This window comes from Ruegeria sp. H7, from assembly GCF_056532945.1.
Genome location: NZ_JBQFNZ010000001.1, coordinates 629,696 through 652,415 on the forward strand (window position 1 = coordinate 629,696; position 22,720 = coordinate 652,415).

The 22,720-nt window shown below is 60.7% G+C and carries 17 protein-coding genes; 4 read left to right on the forward strand and 13 right to left on the reverse strand.

Going from position 1 to position 22,720, the window contains the following annotated elements; translation table 11 throughout:
• Positions 1–28 precede the first annotated feature (28 nt).
• The 8 genes from ACR0AC_RS02985 to ACR0AC_RS03020 all read right to left on the reverse strand — a co-directional run bounded on the left by ACR0AC_RS02985 (position 29) and on the right by ACR0AC_RS03020 (position 10,840).
• On the reverse strand, positions 29–1,603 hold the full coding sequence (locus tag ACR0AC_RS02985; protein ID WP_170453123.1) for a lysine--tRNA ligase: 1,575 nt from the start codon (positions 1,601–1,603) through the stop codon (positions 29–31).
• 159 nt (positions 1,604–1,762) lie between these two features.
• Positions 1,763–2,620 (reverse strand): beta-keto acid cleavage family enzyme, encoded by an 858-nt coding sequence (locus tag ACR0AC_RS02990; RefSeq protein ID WP_170523158.1) that lies wholly within the window; start codon positions 2,618–2,620, stop codon positions 1,763–1,765.
• A gap of 69 nt (positions 2,621–2,689) precedes the next feature.
• Positions 2,690–4,501 carry an AMP-dependent synthetase/ligase gene (locus ACR0AC_RS02995; RefSeq protein ID WP_480871876.1) on the reverse strand — a complete coding sequence of 604 codons (1,812 nt, stop codon included), beginning with the start codon at positions 4,499–4,501 and terminating at the stop codon, positions 2,690–2,692.
• 26 nt (positions 4,502–4,527) lie between these two features.
• Positions 4,528–5,313, reverse strand: a complete 786-nt coding sequence (locus ACR0AC_RS03000; RefSeq protein WP_170523153.1) for a TIGR03084 family metal-binding protein — start codon at positions 5,311–5,313, stop codon at positions 4,528–4,530.
• On the reverse strand, positions 5,313–6,440 hold the full coding sequence (locus ACR0AC_RS03005; RefSeq protein ID WP_480871878.1) for an NAD(P)H-dependent flavin oxidoreductase: 1,128 nt from the start codon (positions 6,438–6,440) through the stop codon (positions 5,313–5,315). The genes ACR0AC_RS03000 and ACR0AC_RS03005 overlap by 1 nt, the downstream gene beginning before the upstream one ends.
• The gene (locus ACR0AC_RS03010; protein WP_480871880.1) at positions 6,437–8,416 is read right to left on the reverse strand and encodes an acetyl/propionyl/methylcrotonyl-CoA carboxylase subunit alpha; all 1,980 of its coding nucleotides are present in this window, start codon (positions 8,414–8,416) and stop codon (positions 6,437–6,439) included. Before ACR0AC_RS03010 ends, ACR0AC_RS03005 begins: the two co-directional genes overlap by 4 nt.
• Positions 8,409–9,221, reverse strand: coding sequence for an enoyl-CoA hydratase-related protein (locus ACR0AC_RS03015; protein WP_170622326.1), 813 nt, complete (start codon positions 9,219–9,221; stop codon positions 8,409–8,411). Before ACR0AC_RS03015 ends, ACR0AC_RS03010 begins: the two co-directional genes overlap by 8 nt.
• On the reverse strand, positions 9,221–10,840 hold the full coding sequence (locus ACR0AC_RS03020) for an acyl-CoA carboxylase subunit beta (protein ID WP_480871882.1): 1,620 nt from the start codon (positions 10,838–10,840) through the stop codon (positions 9,221–9,223). Before ACR0AC_RS03020 ends, ACR0AC_RS03015 begins: the two co-directional genes overlap by 1 nt.
• A gap of 62 nt (positions 10,841–10,902) precedes the next feature.
• Between ACR0AC_RS03020 and ACR0AC_RS03025 the strand changes: the two genes are divergently transcribed.
• Together ACR0AC_RS03025 and ACR0AC_RS03030 are read left to right on the forward strand one after the other, a co-directional pair.
• Positions 10,903–11,547 carry a TetR/AcrR family transcriptional regulator gene (locus tag ACR0AC_RS03025; RefSeq protein WP_170452262.1) on the forward strand — a complete coding sequence of 215 codons (645 nt, stop codon included), beginning with the start codon at positions 10,903–10,905 and terminating at the stop codon, positions 11,545–11,547.
• A gap of 24 nt (positions 11,548–11,571) precedes the next feature.
• Positions 11,572–12,741 carry an acyl-CoA dehydrogenase family protein gene (locus ACR0AC_RS03030; RefSeq protein WP_480625678.1) on the forward strand — a complete coding sequence of 390 codons (1,170 nt, stop codon included), beginning with the start codon at positions 11,572–11,574 and terminating at the stop codon, positions 12,739–12,741.
• A gap of 138 nt (positions 12,742–12,879) precedes the next feature.
• Here ACR0AC_RS03030 and ACR0AC_RS03035 read toward each other — a convergent pair whose 3' ends face one another.
• On the reverse strand, positions 12,880–14,112 hold the full coding sequence (locus ACR0AC_RS03035) for an HlyD family secretion protein (RefSeq protein ID WP_480582385.1): 1,233 nt from the start codon (positions 14,110–14,112) through the stop codon (positions 12,880–12,882).
• Positions 14,113–14,115: 3 nt separating this feature from the next.
• Complete coding sequence (locus ACR0AC_RS03040; RefSeq protein WP_170453124.1) at positions 14,116–14,514, reverse strand: hypothetical protein; 399 nt, start codon at positions 14,512–14,514, stop codon at positions 14,116–14,118.
• 185 nt (positions 14,515–14,699) lie between these two features.
• Here ACR0AC_RS03040 and ACR0AC_RS03045 point away from each other — a divergent pair, with 185 nt between their 5' ends.
• Both ACR0AC_RS03045 and ACR0AC_RS03050 read left to right on the forward strand, forming a co-directional pair.
• Positions 14,700–15,773, forward strand: a complete 1,074-nt coding sequence (locus tag ACR0AC_RS03045; RefSeq protein WP_480871884.1) for an NAD(P)/FAD-dependent oxidoreductase — start codon at positions 14,700–14,702, stop codon at positions 15,771–15,773.
• Positions 15,770–16,414, forward strand: a complete 645-nt coding sequence (locus ACR0AC_RS03050; protein WP_480871886.1) for a DUF938 domain-containing protein — start codon at positions 15,770–15,772, stop codon at positions 16,412–16,414. The genes ACR0AC_RS03045 and ACR0AC_RS03050 overlap by 4 nt, the downstream gene beginning before the upstream one ends.
• Before the next feature lie 267 nt (positions 16,415–16,681).
• Here ACR0AC_RS03050 and ACR0AC_RS03055 read toward each other — a convergent pair whose 3' ends face one another.
• From ACR0AC_RS03055 to ggt, 3 genes are all read right to left on the reverse strand, one after another.
• On the reverse strand, positions 16,682–19,189 hold the full coding sequence (locus tag ACR0AC_RS03055; RefSeq protein ID WP_480871888.1) for a GcvT family protein: 2,508 nt from the start codon (positions 19,187–19,189) through the stop codon (positions 16,682–16,684).
• 164 nt (positions 19,190–19,353) lie between these two features.
• Positions 19,354–20,760, reverse strand: a complete 1,407-nt coding sequence (locus tag ACR0AC_RS03060) for an FAD-binding oxidoreductase (RefSeq protein ID WP_480871890.1) — start codon at positions 20,758–20,760, stop codon at positions 19,354–19,356.
• A gap of 83 nt (positions 20,761–20,843) precedes the next feature.
• The gene (ggt, locus tag ACR0AC_RS03065; protein ID WP_170452275.1) at positions 20,844–22,637 is read right to left on the reverse strand and encodes a gamma-glutamyltransferase; all 1,794 of its coding nucleotides are present in this window, start codon (positions 22,635–22,637) and stop codon (positions 20,844–20,846) included.
• Positions 22,638–22,720 lie beyond the last annotated feature (83 nt).

Consider the following 22,720-nt stretch of genomic DNA (forward strand, 5'->3'; position numbering starts at 1 on the left):
GGGTAGCCCCAAGCGGGATCAGGTCAAATCAGACCAGCTCTCCGGCCAGGGCCTTGTCGATCAGTGCGATCGTCTCGGCCACGCCGTAAAGCGCGATGAAACCACCAAAGCGCGGCCCCTGCGAGGCCCCCAGCAGCACCTCATAAAGCGCCGTGAACCAACCGCGCATCGGGTCGAACCGCTCGCGTCCGATGGAATAGACCACTGATTGCAGCGCCTCGTCCTCGACCGGGCCGTCATAGGCCTCAAGCGCAGCTTTCAGCGCCTCCAGCGCTTCGCGTTCCTGATCGGTTGGCGCGCGGTGCTTGCGGGTCGGTTTGACGAAGTCGTTGAAGTAGCGCACGGCAAAGCCCGCCGCCTGATCCAGATCGGGATGGCTTTCCGCAGTCGCGTCGGGCGCGTAACGGCGGATAAAACCCCACAACGCCTCTTTGTCCTCGGCCCCGGACACTGATGCCAGGTTCAGCAACATCGCAAAGGGTACCATCAGGGTCGACTCGGGCACTTCTCCGCCATGGATATGCCAAACCGGGTTGTTCAACTGCGCCTTCAGGTCCTGACCCGGATAGGCACGCAACTGTTGATGATACTCGTCATAAGCTTTTGGGATCACATCAAAATGCATCCGCTTGGCCGTTTTTGGCTTTTGGTACATGAAGTAGGCAAGCGACTCGGTCGGTGCATAGGTCAGCCATTCGTCAATCGAAACGCCATTGCCGGAGGACTTGGAGATCTTCTGACCGTTTTCATCCAGAAACAGCTCATAGCTGAAATGCTCAGGCGCACGGCCACCCAACGCACGGCAGATCGCGTCATAGATCTTTTCGTTGGTCGCGTGTTCTTTGCCGTACATCTCGAAATCGACGCCCAGCGCCGCCCAGCGCGCGCCGAAATCCGGCTTCCACTGCAGCTTCACGTGGCCGCCAGTGACGGGCACGGTCCATTCCTTGCCGGTTTCATCGTCAAAGGTCACCGTGAAGGTCTCGGCGCAGACCTTTTTCATCGGCACATACATGACCCGCCCGCTTTCCGGGTGCAGCGGCAGGAAGATCGAATAGGTCTGCTGACGCTCTTCGCGCAGGCTTTTCAGCATGATTGCCATGATCTCGTCATAGCGTTCGACCGCGCGCTTGAGGATCTCGTCAAACTGCCCGGACTCGTAGAATTCCTTGGCCGAGTAGAACTCGTAATCGAACCCAAAGGTATCAAGAAACCGCCGCAGCATCGCGTTGTTGTGCGCGCCAAAGCTGTCGTATTCGCCGAACGGATCCGGGACCGAGGTCAGCGGACGCTGCAAATGCTGTTCAAGTATCTCAGGGTTCGGCACATTGGTCGGAACCTTGCGCATACCGTCCAGATCGTCCGAGAAACAGATCAGCTTGGTGGGGATATCCGACAGCGCCTCGAACGCGCGCTTGACCATCGTGGTCCGCGCGACTTCACCAAACGTGCCGATATGCGGCAAGCCCGAAGGGCCATAGCCCGTTTCAAACAGAACATAGCCCTTTTCCGGAGCATTCTTCTGATAGCGCTTGAGCAACCGGCGCGCCTCTTCAAAAGGCCAGGCCTTGGACGACATTGCGGTGTCACGCAGTTCAGACATTTCGATATGCTCCATCGGGAAAGCTGTGCCGGTCACCCGATGCGACCGGACCGACCCCTCCTATTGTGCTAGTGCAGCATGAGTCAATAATGGCTCATGCTTTTTCGGCCAAGCAAGCGTGGCAGGCTGATCGCACGCAGACGAAATCGGCCTGGCTGGTCAGCCAATCCCCAAGATCGCGCGCGCCTCGGCCGGGGATGCGACTGCGCGCCCGGCGTTGCCAGCACATGTGGCCAGCGCTTCGATCAACTGCCCGTTGCCCGAGGTTTTGTCGCCCGACGGCAGATAGAACGTGTCCTCAACCCCGGTGCGCAACATACCACCCAACTCGGCGCTTAGCTGGTGCACTGGCCAAATATCCGCCCGTCCGATCAACGTTGTCTGCCATTTTGATCCGGGGATCATGTATTTCTGAAGCAGACGCAGCAGATCACCATCCACCGGCATGCCCGATGCGACACCCATCACAAGGTTATACTGTGCTTGCCTGGCCATTCCCGCACGGACATACATCTCGACCGAACGGACAATGCCCACGTCAAAGCACTCAAACTCTGGGATGCTTCCGGTCTCTGCCATTACGTCCAAGAAGCCCTGCACCTTTTCGGGCGGGTTATCGAAGACCATCGGTGGCCAGGCCCAATCGCCCGAGGCCCGCAGCTTGAGGTAGTTCAGCGTCCCGGCATTGCAGGCCGCAATCTCGGGCCTGAGTTCACGCAACACACCAACCGGCGCGCTGATATCCGCACCGGGCAAGCCGGTGGTCGAATTGATCAGCACTTCCGGACAGGCATCGCGGATTGCATCTGTAATGTCACGGGCAACTTTTGGATCCCAGCTGGGTAAGTGGCCGCGACCGGGGCCCTGATCCCGGTAGTGGACATGAATGATCGACGCCCCCGCATCATAAGCTTCACGCGCCGAGGCTGCGCAGTCTTCGGGGGTAACCGGAACGGGATGCTGCATCGGGTTGGTCAGCACACCGTTCAGCGCACAGGTCAGGATCGCCTTATCCATGGTCAAGGCCGTGGCAGGCACCAAACGCAGCGGGTTTGATGGGGGTGGTTGGGTCGTTCAAATGGGGGCTCATAAAGGCTCCTGTTCGGGGGGATTTGCATAGATTGCATCGATTAAAGCGGCATGGTTTTCCTCGATCACCCGGCGCTTCATCTTAAGGGTCGGGGTCAGTTCATCGGCGTCCTGAGACAGAGGTCGGTCCAGAATACGGAATTCATGCACCTGATTGACGCGAGAATAACGAGGGTTGATCTGGGCAATGGCGGCAGCGACAACCTCTTGCACGCGGGGATGCAACGGTGTCGGATTGTCCAACCCTTCAGCCTTGGCAAAGGCGGCCAGCGCATCTTCCGAGATACTCAGCAGCGCGGCCACGAATTTGCGCCCATCTCCCAGCAACATAGCGTGTTCGACCAGCGGAATATCCGTCAGGTCATTTTCAATCGCGGCGGGCGAGATGTTCTTGCCGCCGGTGGTGATCAGAATTTCCTTCTTGCGCCCGGTGATGGTGACAAACCCATCCCCGTCGATCTGCCCCAAGTCACCCGTGTGAAGCCAGCCATCTTCGGTCAGGGTTTCGCTGCTGGATTCAGGGTCTTTCAGATAGCCATCAAAGACGTTTGGACCACGCACCAGAATCTCGCCATCCTCGGCAATACGCGCCTCGATGCCCGGCAGAGGTTTGCCGACACTGCCCAATCGGTTGGCGCTGGCGCAGTTCATCGTGCTGGGGCCGCAGGCCTCGGACTGGCCGTAGCCTTCGTAAACATCGATGCCAAGGCCGGAAAAGAACTGCAGTGTCTGGACCGAGATCGGCGCCGCAGAGGACAGGATCGTACCGCAATCCGCCAGCCCCAATGCGCGGCGCACCCTTCTCAGCAACAGCCGATCAGCCAGACGGTATTGCAGCGCAAGGCCAAAGCCGGGCTTTTGACCCCCAAGCCGCTTTTGAGCCACCTCCTGCCCAACACCCAATGCCCAGCGCGCCATCGCGCCTTTGGCCCCTTTTGCCGCAGCAACACCCGTGGTGATCCGTTCTTCGATCTTCTGCCAGACGCGCGGCACGCCCAGAAACACCGTTGGGCGGCACAGGGGCAGCACATCGCGCATGGTCAAAGGGTCCAGACAATACCAGACCTGACTTCCAAACACGGCTTGGCCCAAAATCGAGTTGTTGAACTCTGCAATATGGGCCAGCGGCAGGTATGACAGCATACGCGCGCCGTCCTTGACCTGCATGAACTCACCAAGCGTCTGCGTTATCCAGATCGCGGCGCGATGCGACAGCACAACCGCCTTCGGTTTCCCGGTGGTCCCCGATGTATAGACTAGAAGTGCCGTGTCTTTCAGCGTCAGCGCATTGCGGCGGGCGTCCAATTCGGGCTGAAACTCTGCCCCGCCAAGCCCAAGGAAATCAGGCCAGGATAGCACATCGGCCTCGGCCACCTGTTGGTTCATGGACACGACGTGGCGCAGACCCGGGGCATCTGCCCGCACCGATTGCACCCGCGACAGGTTTTCGTCAGTGTCGCACAAGACCAACGGGCAATCCGAATGGCGGATGATATAATCGACCTCTTCGGCTGATGAGGTGAAATAGATCCCTGTCGGATTGCACCCGGCCGCCATTGCGGCATGGGCCATGACCACCCATTCCGGGCGATTGCGGCCGAGAATGCAAACGACCTGTCCGGGGTCAAGCCCCAAGGCGATCAATGCACGACCCGCCCGTTCCACCTCGGCCCCGAACCCCGACCAGCTTTGCGATTGCCAATCCCCATCAACCTCGTGCCAATAGGCGGGCGCATCCCCAAGACGCCTGACGGTGTCGATCAGGTGAAGCGGTACGGGCTTCAGGGTATTGGCGTCGATCGGCTGCATCTCGTCCTTTCCGGAGTCAGGACTGTTTATTGCCGGAACCGCGATCCGGGCGGCGGCGTGGTTTCAGGCGGGCCAGCAAAGCACTGGGCGTTTTCCATCCATTCCCGCGCCAGATCACCCGAAACGGTCAGATCGGTGTCCACATAGCTGCGCGTCTGCGTCACCGCCTGCGCAAACCCAAGGGCCGAACCGCTGATCTGCCCCACCGATGCGTCGCCAAATTGCCAGACCTCGCCCGAGGGCGCAGTCAGTTCGACGGCAGGCATCGCAGGCGGAACCTCTTTCCCGCGCAGTTGGAACGAAAACCCGAATGTGTTGACGCCCAGAATGACGATGTTCTTGATCCGGTCGCTCTCGGCGCGTTCCGCGCCGAACAGGTCAAAGACCTCGTGCCCATGGGCCCAGGTCTCCATCTGGCGCGCGCTGATGGACGAACGCGCCGACATCGACGGTCCCACCCAGGGCAGTCGCGTTTTGGGATCCACACCCTGCCAGCGGGTGGCCATATCGCGGAAGTAATCCCGCCAGAGGGTCAGCAGCGCCTCGCCCCGTTCCGGGATGGCGGCGTTTTCCATGGCCCGAAACCCGAGTGTCTGGATTTTGGGCAGGCTTTCACCCAGCATCGCATTGAACGCATCCGCCGAGGTCAGCGACAGATCGGCAGCCCGGTTCCAGAAATGCAGATGCACCAACACATCATTCACCGTCCACCCCTTGAACTGGGTGGGCGCATCCCAACGTCCGTTGCACTGCGCCTCGATTACGGCAGCCAATGCTTCGCTTTCCTCCAGAAAGGCAGTGACCTGTTCCATTATGTCTCCAACAGTGTATAGAGCCGGTCGACGGCGTCCAGAAAATCGGCTTTGAAATCCTGAACGACCTGCCCGGCCGAGGTTGTTTCATTCATCAATCCAACCGCCTGCCCGACCCAATAGGTCGCCAGTTCGGTCGCACCCTCATGCCCGGCTGAGGCCAGTTTTTCGGTCAGATGCAATGCCGGCTCGCTGACGATGGTCTGGAACGGCATCGGCAGGGGGGAAACTTCGCTTTCCTCCCACGCATCTGTCCAGGCCGATTTCAACTGTCGGGACATCTTGCCGGTACGCGACTTGCTGCGCACAGTGTCCGAGGACGTGGCCGCCAGCATCTTGTCCTTGATCGGCTGCGCCGGTTCCCCTTCGGCAGTTGTCAGCCAAACCGAACCGCACCACGCTCCCGCAGCCCCCATTGCCATCGCCCCCGCCATCTGCCGACCGGTGGCAATACCGCCCGCCGCCAGAACCGGCCTGCCCTGCGCGACCGAGACGATCTCGGGCGTCAGCACCATGGTTGAAACCTCACCGCAATGACCACCCGCTTCGCCGCCCGCAGCCACAAGAATATCCACCCCGGCGGCGATCTGCCGTTCGGCGTGTTTCTTTGCCCCGACCAGAGCGGCCACCGGAACGCCCCGCTCATGCGCCATGTCGATCATGATCTTCGGCGGCTCACCCAAAGCGTTTGCGATCAGCTTGATCGGGAACGAGAACGCAACCTCAAGCATAGCCTGCGCGCCTTCTGCATCCATGTTGCGGGCGAAATCCAGAAATCTGATCCGATCATCATCAATCCCGGACGTGTCAATGCCATGGCTTTGCAGGACCTGTTCGGCCAGTTGTTTCTGCTCGGCGGGCAACGCGGCCAACAATTGGTCGGGGTCAAGCCCGGCGCCAGAGGCCGCAAGGTTGTTCGGCACGATCAGGTCCACGCCATAAGGTTTGCCATCGACGTTGGCGTCAATCCATTCCAGTTCCTGCCGCAACTGCTCGGGCGTGTACATTACCGCGCCGAACACACCCATCCCACCGGCCCGCGACACCGCAGCGACCACATCCCGGCAGTGGCTGAAAGCAAACAGCGGGAACTCCAGCCCCATATTTTTGCACAGATCGGAATTCACGGCGTGTCTTCCTCCAACGCGATCATCAGCGCGCCAGCGGTCAGCTGCGCACCGGCCTGGGTGACAACCTCGCGGACCTGTCCATCGCGAGTGGCCGTGATCTGGTGCTGCATCTTCATCGCTTCGAGAACGGCCAGCGTCTGGCCCTTTTCGATCTCATCACCAGGCGCGACGTTGATCGAGACCACAACCCCCGGCATCGGAGCCACGATCCGGCTGCCGCCCGCATCGTCGCCTGACGCGGCCAACGGATCGAAAATCGTGAAGGTAAGGTCAACGGTGTCGCGGCGCAGACCGAATTGGCCATTGCCCCAGCGGTTGAAGCTGACGGTAACGCGCCGCCCGTCCAGCGTCAGGGTTGCGCTGGTGTCGCCCATGGCCTGAACCGTCACGACAAAGCTGTCATCGCCGCAACGGACGTCGAAATGATCGCCAACCGGCGAGACAGAGACCTTGGCCTCGGCCTCGCCGTGGATCAGTGTGACCATGTTCGGCAGCGGCGCAACGCTGTGCCAGTCCAGCAGTTCTTCGCTGACGACGGTGGATCGCGCAAACAGGCGGTCGCGGTCCTGACAATGGATCAGAACGGCGGTCAACGCGAAATCGGCGGGCCGGGCCTGAACCGGGTCGACGCCATCGGGATAGGTCTCGGCGATAAAGGCCGTGGTGGCCGACCCGTCGGCGAAACCGGGCTGGTTCAACGCGTCGATCAGAAAGCCGCGATTGGTGGTCAGACCCAACAGCGCGGTTTCCTTCAGCCCGGCGACCAGACGACGACGCGCCACGTCGCGGTTGGGGCCGAAGCCGATCACCTTTGCCAGCATCGAATCGTAAAAGGGCGAGACCTCACCCCCCGTTTCGATGCCGGTATCGGTGCGCATCCCTTCGCCGTCGGGTGTTTGCCACAGGGCAATCGGGCCAGTCGCGGGCGCGAAATCCGCGCCGGGGTCTTCGGCATAGAGACGCGCCTCGATGGCGTGCCCGTCAAGCCGCACATCCGCTTGCGTCAACGGCAGGGGCAGGCCCTGCGCCACGATGATCTGCAACTCGACCAGATCGAGGCCGGTGATGGCCTCGGTCACCGGGTGTTCGACCTGCAACCGGGTGTTCATTTCCAGGAAATAGAACGCACCCGAGGCATCCAGTAGGAATTCCACCGTACCCGCGCCGCGATAGTCCACCGCTCGGGCGGCGGCGATTGCCGCGTCGGTCATCTCCTTGCGCAGCTTGGGCGTCATCACCGGGCATGGCGCTTCTTCAAGAACCTTCTGGTGACGGCGCTGGACCGAGCAATCGCGTTCGCCCAGATGCAGGGTTGTGCCGTGATCGTCGGCAAAGACCTGAACCTCGACATGGCGCGGTGCAATGAGGGCTTTTTCCAGTATCAATTCGCCGGACCCAAAGGCGTTTTCCGCCTCGGACCGGGCCAGCTGCAGACCCGCCGCCAAATCGTCGGCACCATGCACGATACGCATCCCGCGCCCGCCGCCACCGGCGGCGGCCTTGATCATCAGCGGAAAGCCGATTTTGGCGGCGGCTTCGGTCAACGCGGCGTCGGATTGATCCTCGCCTTCATAACCGGGCACGCAGGGAACCCCGGCGGCGATCATCAGCCGTTTTGCGGCTGCCTTGTTGCCCATCGCGGCGATTGCGCTGGCCGGTGCGCCAATAAAGGCCAACCCCGCCGCGCCAACGGCGGCGGCAAACGCCTCATTCTCGGACAGAAAGCCATAGCCCGGATGGATCGCCTGTGCGCCCGCCTGTTGTGCGGCGGCAATGATGGCATCGCCGCGCAGATAGCTGTCCGCCGGGGCCGAGCCACCGATATGAACCGCATCGTCCGCCAGTTTCACATGGCGCGCGTCGCGATCCGCGTCCGAGTAAACCGCGACCGTCCGCAGGCCCAGCCGCCGAGCGGTGTCGATGACGCGGCAGGCGATCTCACCCCGGTTGGCAATCAGAATTGTGTCAAACATCTTCGGCCTCGGCCCATTTCGGATTTCGTTTCTGCATAAAGCTGGTGACGCCTTCGATCCCTTCGGGCGACAGCAGGCACCCGGTGAAGTCGTCGGCGGCGCGGGCAATCTGGTCCTGTCGTGGCAGGCTTTCCATGTCGCGCAACAGCGCCTTGGTCACCGCCAGAGCATTGGGGGATACATGGGTGATCTGCGCCCGAATGTCGGTCAAGGCCGCATCAATCCCGTCTGCGCCGCTGACCAACTGATCGACCAACCCAACCTCAACGGCTTGCTGGCCGGTCAGAGTGGCAGCAGACAGCATCAAACGGCGTGTCTGACGCCGCCCCAGCCGCCGCTGCACCATGGGCGCGATCTGGGCGGCAACGATGCCGATCCGGGTCTCCGTCAGGGCTAATTTGGCGTTTTCCTCGGCGATCACCAGATCACCGCAGCAGACCATGCCAAAACCTCCGGCCATGGCGGCCCCTTCGACCACGATGACCACGAATTGCGGCAACTGATCGATGGCATCGAACACCATAGCCCCACGGACCGACGCCGCGATGACCTCATCGCGCGCATCCGCTCCTTGGAAAGCGGATTGAAACGCCCGCAGGTCCCCTCCGGCGCAGAACACTCCGCCCCGACCGCGCAGAACCACGCCGCGAATGTCACGGCGTTCCAGCAAATTGGCGCAGAGGGCCAGCAACTCATCGATCCGCTCGAACGTCAGCGGGTTGCGACGGGCCGGTTCGTTGAACCAGACCGTCAGCCACCCGCCCTGCTGTTCAAGGTCCAGATGCTTATAGGCAGCGCCGTCCATCACATCCGCCCCACGCCAAATGCGTTGGGTTTGAGACGGCGATTGCGGCCTTCCTCGACCGTTTCCAGACACATGGCCAGAACCTTGCGGCTGTCGCGCGGATCGATGATGCCATGGTCCAGAACACGCCCCGAGGTGACGAAGCTGTCGGATTGTTCGTCAAATATATGGCGGATGATCTTGCCTTGCTGCTCCAACGCCTCTTTCGGCACGTCTATGCCCTTGCGCTTAGCGGTCATGGCCTGCACGACACCCATGGTCTTGGCAGCCTGTTCGCCCCCCATCACACCGGATTTCGAATTCGGCCAGGCAAACAGAAAATCGGGCGCAAAGCCACATCCGGCCATGCCGTAATTCCCGGCCCCGAAGCTGGACCCGATATACATAGTGATCTTGGGCACCCGCATGTTGGTGACTGCCTGAATCATCTTGGAGCCGTGCTTGATCATGCCCGCTTGTTCATAGGCGGTGCCGACCATGTAACCTGTGGTGTTGTTCAGGAAGATGACCGGGATGTCCGCCTGATCGCAAAGCTGGAAGAACTGCGTGGCCTTGTTTGCCCCTTGCGTATCAATCGGACCATTATTGCCAATGATGCCGCAGGCAAACCCGTGGATCGAGGCGCGCATACAGACGGTGGCCGGGCCGAAATCCGGTTTGAAATCCTCAAACTCAGACCCGTCGACCAGACGCGCCACCACCTCGCGCACGTCATAGGGCACCTTGGGGTCGGCAGGCACAATCCCGGCCAGTTCCGCCGGGTCATAGACCGGAGGTTCAAACGCGTGGCGCGGCGGCATGGACTGGCCCTTGTTCCAGTCAAGCTTGCCGACCACATCGCGTGCCATGGCAATCGCCTGCACATCATCCTCGGCCAGATACTCGACCAGTCCGCTGACCGAGGCGTGCATCTCGGCCGAGCCAAGCTCTTTCTCGTCCGCCTCTTCCCCGGTGGCCGCATAGACCAAGGCGGCCCCGGCCAGAGCCGCCATGCCATTCTTTTTCACCCCGATCACATAATCCGACAGGCCGGGCATATAGGCCCCGCCCGCGGTCGAGGCCCCGTGCAGAACTGCGATTGTGGGAATGCCTGCAGCGCTCATCCGGGCCAGATTGGCAAAGGCTGTGCCGCCCTGCGCCCACATCTCGACCTTGTAATTGGTCAGGTCGGCCCCCGCGCTTTCGACCAGATGAACAAAGGGCAGCTTGTGCCGCAATGCCAACCGCTGCACGCTTAGCCCGGCCTCAAGCCCCTTGACGCCCATCGCACCAGCTTTGATGCCGCTGTCATCCACCCAGATGATGCAGCGCACGCCGTTCACAAATCCGATCCCCGCGATCAGCGAAGACCCCGGCACCGATTTCTCTTCTTTCGAACTGTCGATCAGATACCCAGCAATGGTGTGCAGCGCCAGAAACGGCATGCCGGGGTCAAGCAGCCGGGCCAGACGCTCGCGCGGTAAAATCTGCCCGCGCTTTTCGAACCGCTCGCGTTTCTGTTCCGACAGCTTCACGGGCCGCGCCTCAAGCTCGCGCAGCTTTTCGACCAGAGACAGCATCGCCGCCTGATTTTCGTGAAAAGTTTCGCTGCTGGTCTGAATTGATGATTGATATGGCACTGTGGCTCTCATATAAAACAGGACGTCCTGTTTTTTTCACAAGTCCAGAGCAGCCTGTCAACATGAAAACCAACACGACTTCGTCTGACGCAACTGGCACATCGCCCCGTCGCCAGCAGGATCGCGCCGTTGCGACACGGCGCGCGGTTCTGGATTCCGTGATCGAATGCCTTGACCAACTTGGCTATGCCGAGACCAGTTTCAGCGCGATCCAAAGCCGGTCAGGCCTGTCGCGCGGATCGGTGAACTATCACTTTCCAACCCGTCACGACATGATCGTGGCCGCTGCGGAACTGATGTTGGACAATGCCCGCGCCGGTGCGATCAGCTATTTCGGACGCGCGCATGGTCAGGACAGCGCCGGGGACTATGGGCAGATCGCGCAATTGCTGTGGTCAAGGGTTGTGAACACCTCGGCCGGGCGCGCCTTTGTCGAGTTGATGGTGGCTGCGCGCACCGACCCCAATCTGGAATTCGCGCTTAACGATATGCTGGCGCAGTGGGACGCGGATTTGAACCAGCAACTGCGCGCCACCTATCCCGATGATCCGGAATTGATGGTGATGGTCTGGGATCTTTGCCGCACCTATTTGCGCGGGCTGTTAATTCAGGCGCGTTTTGCGCCTGACCCGATGGCCCTGCAATCCAAAATCGACCAGTTCTCAAAAATCGTCTGGCAATTCGTTCAGTCCAGAAAAAGCACCTGATCACAGTTCGGGGGAAAGAGCATCATGTACGACAATACGCGGCCCGACCGTCATTTCAGCGCAGAACATCAGGCCTTCCGCAGCAGCCTGCGCGCCTTTGTCGAGGCCGAGATCATGCCCAATATCGACACATGGGAAGACGCCGGTCGCCTTCCCCGCGAGCTGTACAAGAAAGCTGCCGAGGTTGGATTTCAGGGCGTCGCCTTCCCCGAAGATCTAGGCGGTGCGAACGGTGATCTGTTCATGCAAGTGGTTGGCACCGAAGAGATAGCGCGCTGTGGTGCGGGGGGCGTTGCAGCCTCGCTGGGGTCTTTTTCGATTGCGCTGCCTCCGATCGCGCAAAGCGGCAACGCGGCACTACTCGAAAAGTTCGTGAAACCGGTGATCGCAGGCGACCGCATCGCGGCGCTGGCCATAACCGAGCCCGGCGGAGGATCGGACGTGGCCGCCCTGCGCACCACGGCGATCCGGGACGGTGACCATTACATCGTGAACGGGGAAAAGACCTTTATCACCTCGGGCATGCAGGCCGATCAACTGACCGTGGCTGTGCGCACAGATCCTGACGATCAAAGCATGACCGGCATCTCGTTTCTGGTTGTCGAAGGCGACACGCCGGGGCTGACCCGGACAGAACTGAAAAAGATGGGCTGGTGGGCGTCGGACACCGCGCATCTGCATTTCGACAATTGCCGCGTTCCGGCTGAAAATCTGGTGGGTATGGAAGGCGAAGGCTTTCTGGCGGCCATGCTAAACTTCAACAATGAAAGGCTGGCCCTGGCGGTGCACGCCTACACGATGGCGCAGGTCTGCTACGACGAGGCCCTGGCCTGGGCCAGACAACGCACCGCCTTCGGCAAACCGTTGACAGCGCGTCAGGCCATTCAGCACAAGCTGATCGACATGGCGGCCCGGATCGATGCGGCCCGAACCCTGACCTATGACATCATCTGGCGCTACATGCAGGGCGCTGACCCCTTGAACGTCCACGTCGCCCGCACCTCGATGGCCAAGGTAACAGCGACGGACGCGCTGAAATTTTGCGCCGATGAGGCGGTGCAGATTCTGGGCGGTGCGGGATATATGCGGGGGACGGCCTCGGAACGGATTTACCGCGAAGTGAAGGTGATGACCATCGGCGGCGGCACGGATGAGGTGCTGCGCAATCTGGCAGCGTCACAACTGGGGATTTGACGGGGCATTCATCCTCAAAGTTTCATCTGTCACCTGAAGCACATCGGCCTGCCTACAGATCAATTCAAACCGCTTTGCGTGCTGGAATTTTACCGGTCCGCATACGACCCCGGTCTGACGACCGGGGTCAAAGACAGATCAATGGCCGGTCAGGACCAGAGTGTTCACCGGCATCAGGATCAGGCGCAGACGCAATCCCGCAGCATGAACCACGCCGATGGTGTCGACGACATGCAGGAAGGCCCCTTCCCAAAACCCAAGGTCTTCATGCTCTAGCCGTTCGTGGTTGTCGGTGTAGACATTTGCCAGACAGTTACTGCCCGGCGGAATGTCGTCGGTCATGCCTTTATACAGTGGCTCCATATACACCAGAATAGAACCGGGGTTGTTGTTGGTCTGCACGTCCCGCAACTCATCCGACGGGCGGATCTGGCCCGAGGGGATCACGTCCTGCACTTCGACCACGACCATCGGGATCACGGTAAAGGGTTTGGTCATGCAACCCAGCTCTCCGATCATGCCGGGTTTGATGACTTGTGCAGAAAGCTGGTTGAATGCAGCCTGAAACCTGTCATGCCCGAAATGCGACGGCACCAGAATACCGGCAGGTCGCAAAAGCGGGCTGACGTAATCCCCCACTTGCAGCCCGAATTGTTCGACCCGACCGGTTACTCCGGCGTTGATCACGGTCTTGTCCAACTCGGTCAGCGCGGCGTCCAGTTGGGCGTTGGCGCTGGCTAGCTGGGCCGGGATCAACTCTTCGATCTGCTGAACCACCGCCGCACGCCGGGATTCCGCAGCCGTGACCTGCGCCTCGCGCTCCTCTACCAGATTCTCCAACCGCTCGATCTCGGTCAGACGAACGGCGCTCGATCCTTCATCCCGCAGCGTGGTATTGCGTTCCAGATCCTCAAGCGATTGATCCAGCGCGGCGCGGGCACCGGCGATCCCGGCGTCGGCTTCGGCCAGATCGGTTTCGGCCACTTTCAGCGAGGCCTGCACCTGAGCAACCTGCGCATGCGCGGCCTGAACCTGCGCCTGCTGAGTGAAATCCTCGATCCGGAAAATCGGCTGGCCCGCCTGCACCAATTCGTTGTTGCGAACGTAGACCTCGGACACGCGCCCACCCAGTTGCGGCAGGATGGTGACCGTCCGGAAATAGGACGCAGCGGTTGTGCTGGCCGGGTGGAAATAGAACAGCGTGGTGATTACCGTCAGGGCCAGAATGGCACAGGTGGTCAGCCCCCAGCGCAATTCATACCACATGGTAAACAACGTAATCTCATGCCCGATCCGCTTACCTTGGACAAAGCGGCGGAACAGATAGTCGGGCAGCACCGTAATCAGGGCGCAGATCATCGTCTCGATCATGACTTAATGCTCCTGCGCTTCGGTTTTGTCCGCACTCGGCGCGGCTGGGGGCGGCGCTTCGGGTAGCGTCTCTGGCACAGGTGACCGACCCAAAGATCGTATAGCGTCGGCAATGTTCTTCATCGGTGTCGCAAAATCCGGGAACTGGAACCCGGCAACCAGAATGGCCGCAATCCAGAAAATTCCGTTATGCGTGAACAGGGCCAACAGCGCCAGAATTCCCACCAACTGGAACTGCGGATGGTTGTTTTCATGCGCCATTTTCTCGGGAACCGAATGAAGTGTCAGGTAGCCAACACCGATCAGCACCACAAGCACCACAAAGAAAACGACCATGGCGGAGAAAAGGTAATCGCTTCCGTCGGCTGCGACGACGTATCTGGGAATATGCCCGGTGGCCATTGGATGAAGCTCTGCTGCGGTCACCTTACCCTCCTGTTTGTTTTGCTACTTCTTTGACCGGGTTGAAGCACAAATTCAAGCTTGCTTATAGTCCACGGACCGACTGTCGAGACGAACAGGGACCTCAGACACCGATATGAAACCTGAAACCCTTTGGGGTACCTGCCTAAATGAAAGCACATGATATGATTGATTTCCTCATCATCGGCGGCGGCATTGCAGGGCTGAGCGCAGGCGCCCGGCTGTCACAGCACGGGTCCGTAACCGTGTTGGAGGCAGAAGATGCAGTTGGGTATCATGCATCCGGTCGATCGGCCGCCCTGTTCGAGCAGAATTACGGCCCACCATCGGTGGTAGAGCTGAACAAAGCCAGCGCCCGGTTTCTGCATACTGAGAACGGAGGCTACCTTACACCCCGTGGACTGATGCTGGTCGCAGCCAAAGATCAGCGTGAAGCCTTCAATGCTGACCTGAGCAGTCTCGACATGAGCAGGGTGTCGATCGAAGATGCAGTTTCCCGGATACCAATTCTTGATCCCGCAGGTGTTGGCTATGCCGCACTCAGCGAAGCCGCGTTTGACATCGACACGGATCGCTTGCTGCAGGATTTCTCGCGCACCATTCGCTGGAATGGCGGGGCCGTGCTAACAAAGCAAAAGGTGAAAGCCATTCACAAAGCGGCGCATTGGCGGGTCGAGGCCGGAGACGCATTCGACGCCCGCCACCTGATCAACGCGGCAGGCGCATGGGCGGATGAGATTGCACAACTGGCTGGCGTTCAGCCCATCGGCATCACCCCGCGCCGCCGATCCATGGCGCGAATCCCGGCCCCAGGAGGGCATGACGTCTCGGGCTGGCCGATGATGCTGGGCACAGGCGAAAGCTGGTATGCCAAGCCGGATGCGGGCAAGCTGCTGGTATCTCCGGCCGACGCGACACCGGTTGCCCCGCATGACGCCTATGCGGATGACATGGTGCTGGCCGAAGGACTGGCGCGGTATGAGGCTTTGGTGACCGAACCTGTCACGCGGGTTGAGACAAACTGGGCCGGGCTGCGCAGCTTTGCGCTAGATGGGACGTTGGTGCTGGGTCCCGATCCGCTGGAACGGTCGTTTATCTGGTGCGCCGGTCAGGGCGGGTACGGGTTCCAAAGCGCACCAGCCGCGTCTCAGTTTCTGGCAGACCTTGTTGTCGGAAACACTCCGATATTTGATCAAACCATCATCGACATGCTAACCCCGGACCGATTGAACAGATGAGCAAGCGCATCCCTCCGCCAAATGCCAGCGTCGCCACCCCGGCGGAAAACGGCAAACTGGTCGCGCCCGCCGCCACCCGGAACGCAGACGTTCTGAGTGACCTTATGGAAGCATGGGCCCCCTCCGACGGCTCCGCCCTCGAAATCGCCAGCGGCACGGGCCAGCATGTTTGCGCCTTTGCCGAGCGTTTGCCCAACCTGTTCTGGCAGCCGACAGAGATTGATCCCGAACGCCGCGCCAGCATTGATGCATATGCAGTCAATCACCCCAACATCGCGCCGGCTTTGGAACTGAACGCAACGCAAGCGGGTTGGAGCAAGCAATTCGCGCCGAAGGACCTGATCGTGCTGATTAATCTGCTGCACCTGATCAGTTGGGAAGAGGCGGAAACTCTGGTGTCGGAAACCGCAAAAAAGCTCTCACCCGGTGGGCGCTTTATTCTGTACGGCCCGTTCAAACGGGACGGGCTGTTGACCAGTGACGGAGATAAACGGTTTCATGAGGCGCTTGTCCTGCAGGACCCCGAAATTGGTTACAAAAACGATGCCGACATTCGATCAATGCTGTTTGCCAAGGGGATGAAGCGCGTCGAAACCGTTGAAATGCCCGCAAACAATCTGGCCTTCATTGCCACGGCATAAGTCAGCCGGCCTTGTTCAAAAAGCCTGCTGTCGCAGGCTTGCCTCCGGCGGAGGTATTTTTGAACAGAAGAAGTAACGGATCGTTAACTCTGATCGGCGACAGTGTTTTTGCGGTACAGGCGGAGGCGCCGATGACCGTAACAGGAGAAGGCCCCCCTCGCCAAAAGCAGAGGGGCTGAATCTTGTGACCAGCCCCCGCTTCTCTTGTTCAAAAATACCTCCGACGGAGGCATGGGGCGCCGCAGGCGGCCCATTTATTGCGACCCATTAGCCGTCCTTGCGGATGACCTCGTTTTTCGGGTCATACGGGCTGTCGCAAGTGACAACCGCATCCCACAGTTTGTCCTGCATATTGACCTGCAGCTTGGTGCCTTCGACCGCCAGTTCGGGTTTCACGTATCCCAAACCGATGGATTTTTCGAACGCCACCGAGTAGCCACCCGAGGTCAGACGTCCCACGCGCTCACCTTCCGGCGTATAGAGCGCCTCGCGGCCCCACGGATCGGCATCGTCCGGCCCGTCGATCAGCAGCGTGCAGCATTTCACGCGCACGCCGGTTTCTTCCAGCTTGGCCTTGCCGTGGAAATCCTTGGACAGATCGACAAAACGCGGCAGGTCGGCCTCGAGCGGGGTCGCGTCGCGGCCCAGTTCAGTGCCGAAAGCGCGATAGGATTTCTCTTGCCGCAGCCAGTTCTGGGCGCGGGCGCCGACCAGTTTCATGCCGTGTTTCTCACCGGCTTTTTCCAGCAGGTCGAACAGGTAGTTCTGCATCTCGATCGGGTGGTGCAGTTCCCAGCCCAACTCACCGGTATAGGCCACGCGGATCGCGTTGACCGGGCACATGCCCAGTTCGATCTGGCGCGCCGACAGCCACGGGAAGCGCTTGTTGGACAACGCAGTGTCCGGGTCGGCGTCCTTGATGATCTCTTTCAGAACGTCACGCGACTTAGGTCCGGCGATGGCAAAGACGCCCCACTGGGTGGTCACGTCCTGGATTTCGATATAGCCGAACTCCTCCATCTTGTCCTCGGCCGCCTTGCGCAGGTAGTCGGCGTCATACTCGGTCCAGGCACCGGCAGAGACGATGTAATAGTTGTTCTCGCCATTGCGGACGATGGTGTATTCGGTGCGGGTGGTGCCATGCGAGGTCAGCGCGTAGGTCAGGTTGATACGACCAACCTTGGGCAGCTTGTTGCAGGTGAACCAGTCAAGGAACGCGGTCGCACCGGGGCCTTTGACGACATGCTTGGTGAAGGCCGAGGCATCGATCAGGCCGACGCCTTCGCGGATCGCCTTGGCTTCTTCGACGGCATATTGCCACCAGCCGCCACGGCGGAACGAGCGGCTTTCCTTGTCGAAATTGTCCGCCGCGTCCAGCGGGCCAAAGTAGTTGGGACGTTCCCAGCCATTGACCCAGCCGAATTGCGCGCCGCGTGCCTTTTGGCGGTCATACGCAGGGACGGTGCGCAGCGGACGGCAAGCCTCACGCTCTTCATCCGGGTGGTGCAGGATGTAGACGTGTTCGTAGCATTCCTCGTTCTTGCGGGCTGCGAATTCGGTGGTCATCCAGTTGGACGAGTACCGCTTGGGGTCCAGCGAGGCCATGTCGATCTCGGCTTCGCCATCGACCATCATCTGCGCCAGGTAATAGCCGGTGCCACCCGCAGCGGTGATACCAAACGAGAAACCTTCAGCCAGCCACATATTGCGCAGGCCCGGAGCCGGACCGACCAGCGGGTTGCCGTCAGGGGTGTAGCAGATCGGGCCGTTGAAATCGTCTTTCAGACCGGATTCGGCGCAGGAGGGGACGCGCTCGGCCATGGCCATGTACTGATCGGCGATCCGGTCCAGATCCAGCGGGAACAGGTCGGCGCGGAAGCTGTCGGGCACGCCATGTTCGAACTGTGCGGGCGCGCCATGTTCGTAGATGCCCAGAATCCAGCCGCCGCGTTCCTCACGCGCGTAGGATTCGTTGTCGGCGTCGCGGACAACGGGATGCTCGGGGTTGCCCGCTTCGCGCCATTTGACCAGTTCGGGGTCCTTGTCCATGACGATGAACGTGTGCTCGACCGGGATCGCGGGCATCTTGATGCCCAGCATCTTGGCGGTGCGCTGCGCGTGGTTGCCTGATGCGGTCACCACATGCTCGGCGGTGATCACCACCTGCTCATCGGACGGGATAAGGTTACCACCTTTTTCGATCATCTTGGTGCAGGTGACTTCCCAATGGGTGCCGTTCCAGTGGAAGGCATCGGCCTGCATCTTGCGTACGATGTCCACGCCGCGCTGGCGCGCGCCCTTGGCCATGGCCTGCGTCACGTCGGCCGGGTTAATATAGCCGTCTTCGGTGTGATAAATCGCGCCTTTCAGATCCGAGGTCTCGATCAGCGGCCAGCGGTCCTTGATCTGTTCGGGCGTCAGCCATTCATAAGCGACATCGCAGGTCTCGGCAGTCGAGGCATAGAGCATGTATTCATCCATACGCTCCTGCGTCTGCGCCATGCGCAGGTTGCCGACCACGGCAAAGCCTGCGTTCAGGCCGGTCTCTTCCTCAAGCTGTTTATAGAAATCGACCGAGTATTTGTGGATATGGGTCGTCGCGTAGGACATATTGAACAGCGGCAGCAGGCCCGCCGCGTGCCAGGTCGAGCCCGAGGTCAGCTCATCCCGTTCGATCAGCATCACATCGTCCCAGCCCGCTTTGGCCAGATGATAGGCAATCGAGGTGCCGACGGCACCGCCGCCAACAACCAGTGCTTTGACTTGGGTTTTCATAACCGGGCGTCTCCCCTTGAATTCAGTTGCACCCATATGGCGCAAATCCAGGGCGCGGCGCGACATTCATCCGACCGGTGATAAGAAAAAAACGACCCGCAGGCTGAATCAGTGTCCTAAAAAGTCGCAGTGAGACAGCGAATATGGCCCCGCGATACAGCGGGCTATTGGTCCGGAACGATCTTTCCCGGGTTCATGATATTGTCCGGATCCAACGCAGCCTTGATCGTGGCCATGTACCGGGTCGCAGCGCCAAGTTCCTTGACCAGATAAGGGCGCTTTCCCTGACCAATTCCGTGCTCACCCGTGCAGGTTCCATCCATCGAGATTGCCAGATCGTTCAGCCAGCCAACGAACTGATCGGCCCTGGCAACCTCATCTTTGTTGTCCATATCGATCAGGGGTAACGTGTGGAAGTTCCCATCGCCCACATGCCCTACAATCGGCGCGATCAGGTCCAGTTCGGCGGCTTTGCCCTGCGCGGCACCAACCGCTTCGGCCAAGCGCGAGATCGGAACGCAGACATCCGTCGATATGCCCTGTGCGCCGGGGCGCAATTGCAGGCAGGCCCAATACATATCATGACGCGCCTGCCAAAGCTTGTTGCGTTCTTCGGTGGTCGAGGTCGCAGCGAAATCGGCACCCCCGAATTCAGCGGCGATCTCACCAAAGGTTGCGGCCTGTTCCGCCGCGCCATTCTCGGACCCGTGGAATTCCAGCAGCAACAGCGGAGTTTCGGGCAACGTCAGGCCAGAATAGGCGTTCGCGGCCCGAACCGACATCTCATCCAGCAGTTCAATCCGCGCGACCGGGATGCCGTATTGGATTGTCATCATCACCGCCTGACACGCGGCATCGACGGTTGGGAAAGAACAGCGGGCCGAGCTGATCGCCTCGGGTATCCCGTGCAACCGCAGCGTCAGTTCCGTAATAATGCCCAGCGTCCCCTCGGCCCCGATCAGCAGCCGGGCCAGATCGTAGCCGGCCGAAGACTTCTTGGCGCGGTTCCCGGTTCGGATCACCTGCCCGTCTGGCATCACGGCCTCAAGGCTCAGCACGTTGTCGCGCATGGTCCCGTATCGCACGGCATTGGTGCCCGAGGCCCGCGTTGCGGCCATTCCACCCAGCGAAGCGTTGGCCCCCGGATCGATGGGAAAGAACAAGCCCTGATCGCGCAGATGGGTGTTCAGGTCCTCTCGGGTGACGCCGGGTTGCACGACACAATCCAGATCGCTGGCATTTACCGCCAGCACCCTGTTCATCTGCATCAGATCAACGCAAACCCCACCGGCTGGCGCATTGACGTGCCCCTCAAGCGAGGTGCCGGTGCCGAAGGCAATCACCGGAACCTTGTGGGCCGCGCAGGTTTTTACGATGTCGGCGACCTCGCTGGTCGTCTGCGGAAAGACGACGGCATCGGGGCTTTGGTTCGCGATCCACGTCGTGGTGTGACCATGCTGTTCCCGGATCGCGGCGCTGGTTTGAAGCCGGTCGCCAAAGCGCTGTTTCAGAATTCTAATCGCCGTTTCAATACCCGCGTCATTGCGGGGCAGCGCGGTTGCCTGCACCATCTTGGTTCTCCCCTGCCCGACAGGGTGCCGGGCCTTTCAGTTCATGACTAAAAGGCCCGGCAACGCGGGACAAGTCCCAAGACCTATTCGCCCAGCGCGATGCCTTCGCGCCGAGGGTCCGCGCCACCGCTCAGCCCGTCGCGAATTTCGATGGCGTGCAGGCCCGAGGTCAGGTCGCGGGGGTTCACCTCGAACCCAAGCTCGGTCAGGGCATCGACATAACCTTCGGCGGTGGTCCCCAGTTCAACGTCATAGGTGCCGAACCGGTTTACCAGATGCGGCAGCGAGACGGCCTGCTGCACATCCATGCCCCAATCCGCCCAGGCGATGATCGACTTGGCCACGTAGCCAATGATACGGCTGCCACCGGGCGATCCAATGGCCAGAACCGGCGCGCCGTCCAGCATCACAATCGTCGGGCTCATCGACGAGCGGGGACGTTTGCCAGGCTCCAGCCGGTTGGCAATGGGTACTCCGTCCGAATGGGTCTTGAACGAGAAATCCGTCAATTCGTTGTTCAACAGAAACCCGTTGGTCATGAGGCGCGAGCCAAAGCCGTTTTCGATGGTCGTGGTCATCGACAGGACATTGCCATAGCCGTCCACAATCGAAATATGCGAGGTCGAAGGCAGTTCCAGCGAGGCATCATCGGCCCAGTTCAACGCGTGGTCGAATTCGGGATTGCCGGGCGCGACCTCGGTCAGCGCGCTTTCGGTGTTCAGCAAGGCAGCGCGTTCCGACAGGTAGTCCGGATCCACCAGCCCATTGGTCGGCATGGGGACATAATCACTATCCGCCATGTACCGCCCCCGGTCCGCAAAGGCGAGGCGCGAGGCGTCTCCGATCAAACGCCAGGCTTCCATGCTGTCCGGCCCCATGGCGGACAGGTCGAAATTGTCCAGCTTGCCCAGAATCTGACCAACCGTCAGCGCGCCCGATGAAGGGGGCCCCATACCGCATACGTCAAACGACCGGTATGCCGCGCAGACCGGCTCACGCTCGATCACCTGATACAGCGCAAGGTCAATGCCCGACAGAACGCCCGGATTGCCCGGAGCGGTCCGAACGGTGTTGACGATGCCCGCAGCGATATCACCGCCATAAAACCCCGCAGCCCCATCGGCCGCCAGTGTCCGCAACGTCTCTGCATAGTCGGGGTTCACCAATCGCTGCCCTTGTTGCAAGGGTTCTCCGCCGGGCAGGAAATACTCGGCCGTTGCCGGAAAGCGGGAAAGCCGTTCGGCATCATTCTCGACCAGCGTGGCGAGGCGCGGCGACACAAGGAAGCCGTCCTCGGCCAGCCGGATACCATCTGTGAACAGGCCGGGCCATGGCGACCGGCCCCAGCGGCGGTGCGCCTCTTCCAACAGCGCGGGCGTTCCCGGAGTACCCACCGACAGCCCGCCAACTACAGCGTCGAAGAATTTCAGCGGTTCACCGTTTTCGTCGTGAAACAGCCGCGGCGTCGCCTCCAGTGGGGCCGTTTCGCGCCCGTCCAGCGTGTTCAATTCTCCTGTGGCGGCATCGTACCAAACCAGAAATGCCCCGCCCCCAAGACCCGAGGATTGCGGCTCGACCAGCCCCAGAACAACCTGAACAGCAACCATCGCATCCGCAGCCGAGCCGCCTGCGCGCAGCACCCGCGCCCCGGCTTCGACGGCCAGCGGATTGGCGGCGGCGACCATCCAGTTGTCGGATTGCACCGGCACGCCTGCGGCCTTCGCCTCAAGCGCGGCAACCACTTCTTCGGTGAGGGCCTGAACCTGACCTTCCGTTGCCCCTTCGGGCGCAACCGCATCTGCGGTTTCCTGCGCAATAGCCGGGGCAGCAAACGTGATCGCAGACAGTATGAGACCTGAAATATAACCGGAACGCATCGTATCCTCCAATTCAACTATTGCTTTCAACACTGTACGGGCCACCGCAACACCGCAACCATCGGTTGATACAGAACCGAACG

Excerpts from the sequence above, each read along its gene's own strand:
- ACR0AC_RS02985 (WP_170453123.1), bottom strand. The coding sequence starts at position 1,603 with ATGTCTGAACTGCGTGACACCGCAATGTCGTCCAAGGCCTGGCCTTTT.
- ACR0AC_RS03030 (WP_480625678.1), top strand. The coding sequence starts at position 11,572 with ATGTACGACAATACGCGGCCCGACCGTCATTTCAGCGCAGAACATCAG.
- ACR0AC_RS03045 (WP_480871884.1), top strand. The coding sequence starts at position 14,700 with ATGATTGATTTCCTCATCATCGGCGGCGGCATTGCAGGGCTGAGCGCA.
- ACR0AC_RS03060 (WP_480871890.1), bottom strand. The coding sequence starts at position 20,760 with ATGGTGCAGGCAACCGCGCTGCCCCGCAATGACGCGGGTATTGAAACG.
- ACR0AC_RS03025 (WP_170452262.1), top strand. The coding sequence starts at position 10,903 with ATGAAAACCAACACGACTTCGTCTGACGCAACTGGCACATCGCCCCGT.
- ACR0AC_RS03000 (WP_170523153.1), bottom strand. The coding sequence starts at position 5,313 with ATGGAACAGGTCACTGCCTTTCTGGAGGAAAGCGAAGCATTGGCTGCC.
- ACR0AC_RS03015 (WP_170622326.1), bottom strand. The coding sequence starts at position 9,221 with ATGGACGGCGCTGCCTATAAGCATCTGGACCTTGAACAGCAGGGCGGG.
- ggt (WP_170452275.1), bottom strand. The coding sequence starts at position 22,637 with ATGCGTTCCGGTTATATTTCAGGTCTCATACTGTCTGCGATCACGTTT.
- ACR0AC_RS03010 (WP_480871880.1), bottom strand. The coding sequence starts at position 8,416 with ATGTTTGACACAATTCTGATTGCCAACCGGGGTGAGATCGCCTGCCGC.
- ACR0AC_RS02990 (WP_170523158.1), bottom strand. The coding sequence starts at position 2,620 with ATGGATAAGGCGATCCTGACCTGTGCGCTGAACGGTGTGCTGACCAAC.
- ACR0AC_RS02995 (WP_480871876.1), bottom strand. The coding sequence starts at position 4,501 with ATGCAGCCGATCGACGCCAATACCCTGAAGCCCGTACCGCTTCACCTG.
- ACR0AC_RS03055 (WP_480871888.1), bottom strand. The coding sequence starts at position 19,189 with ATGAAAACCCAAGTCAAAGCACTGGTTGTTGGCGGCGGTGCCGTCGGC.
- ACR0AC_RS03050 (WP_480871886.1), top strand. The coding sequence starts at position 15,770 with ATGAGCAAGCGCATCCCTCCGCCAAATGCCAGCGTCGCCACCCCGGCG.
- ACR0AC_RS03035 (WP_480582385.1), bottom strand. The coding sequence starts at position 14,112 with ATGATCGAGACGATGATCTGCGCCCTGATTACGGTGCTGCCCGACTAT.
- ACR0AC_RS03040 (WP_170453124.1), bottom strand. The coding sequence starts at position 14,514 with ATGGCCACCGGGCATATTCCCAGATACGTCGTCGCAGCCGACGGAAGC.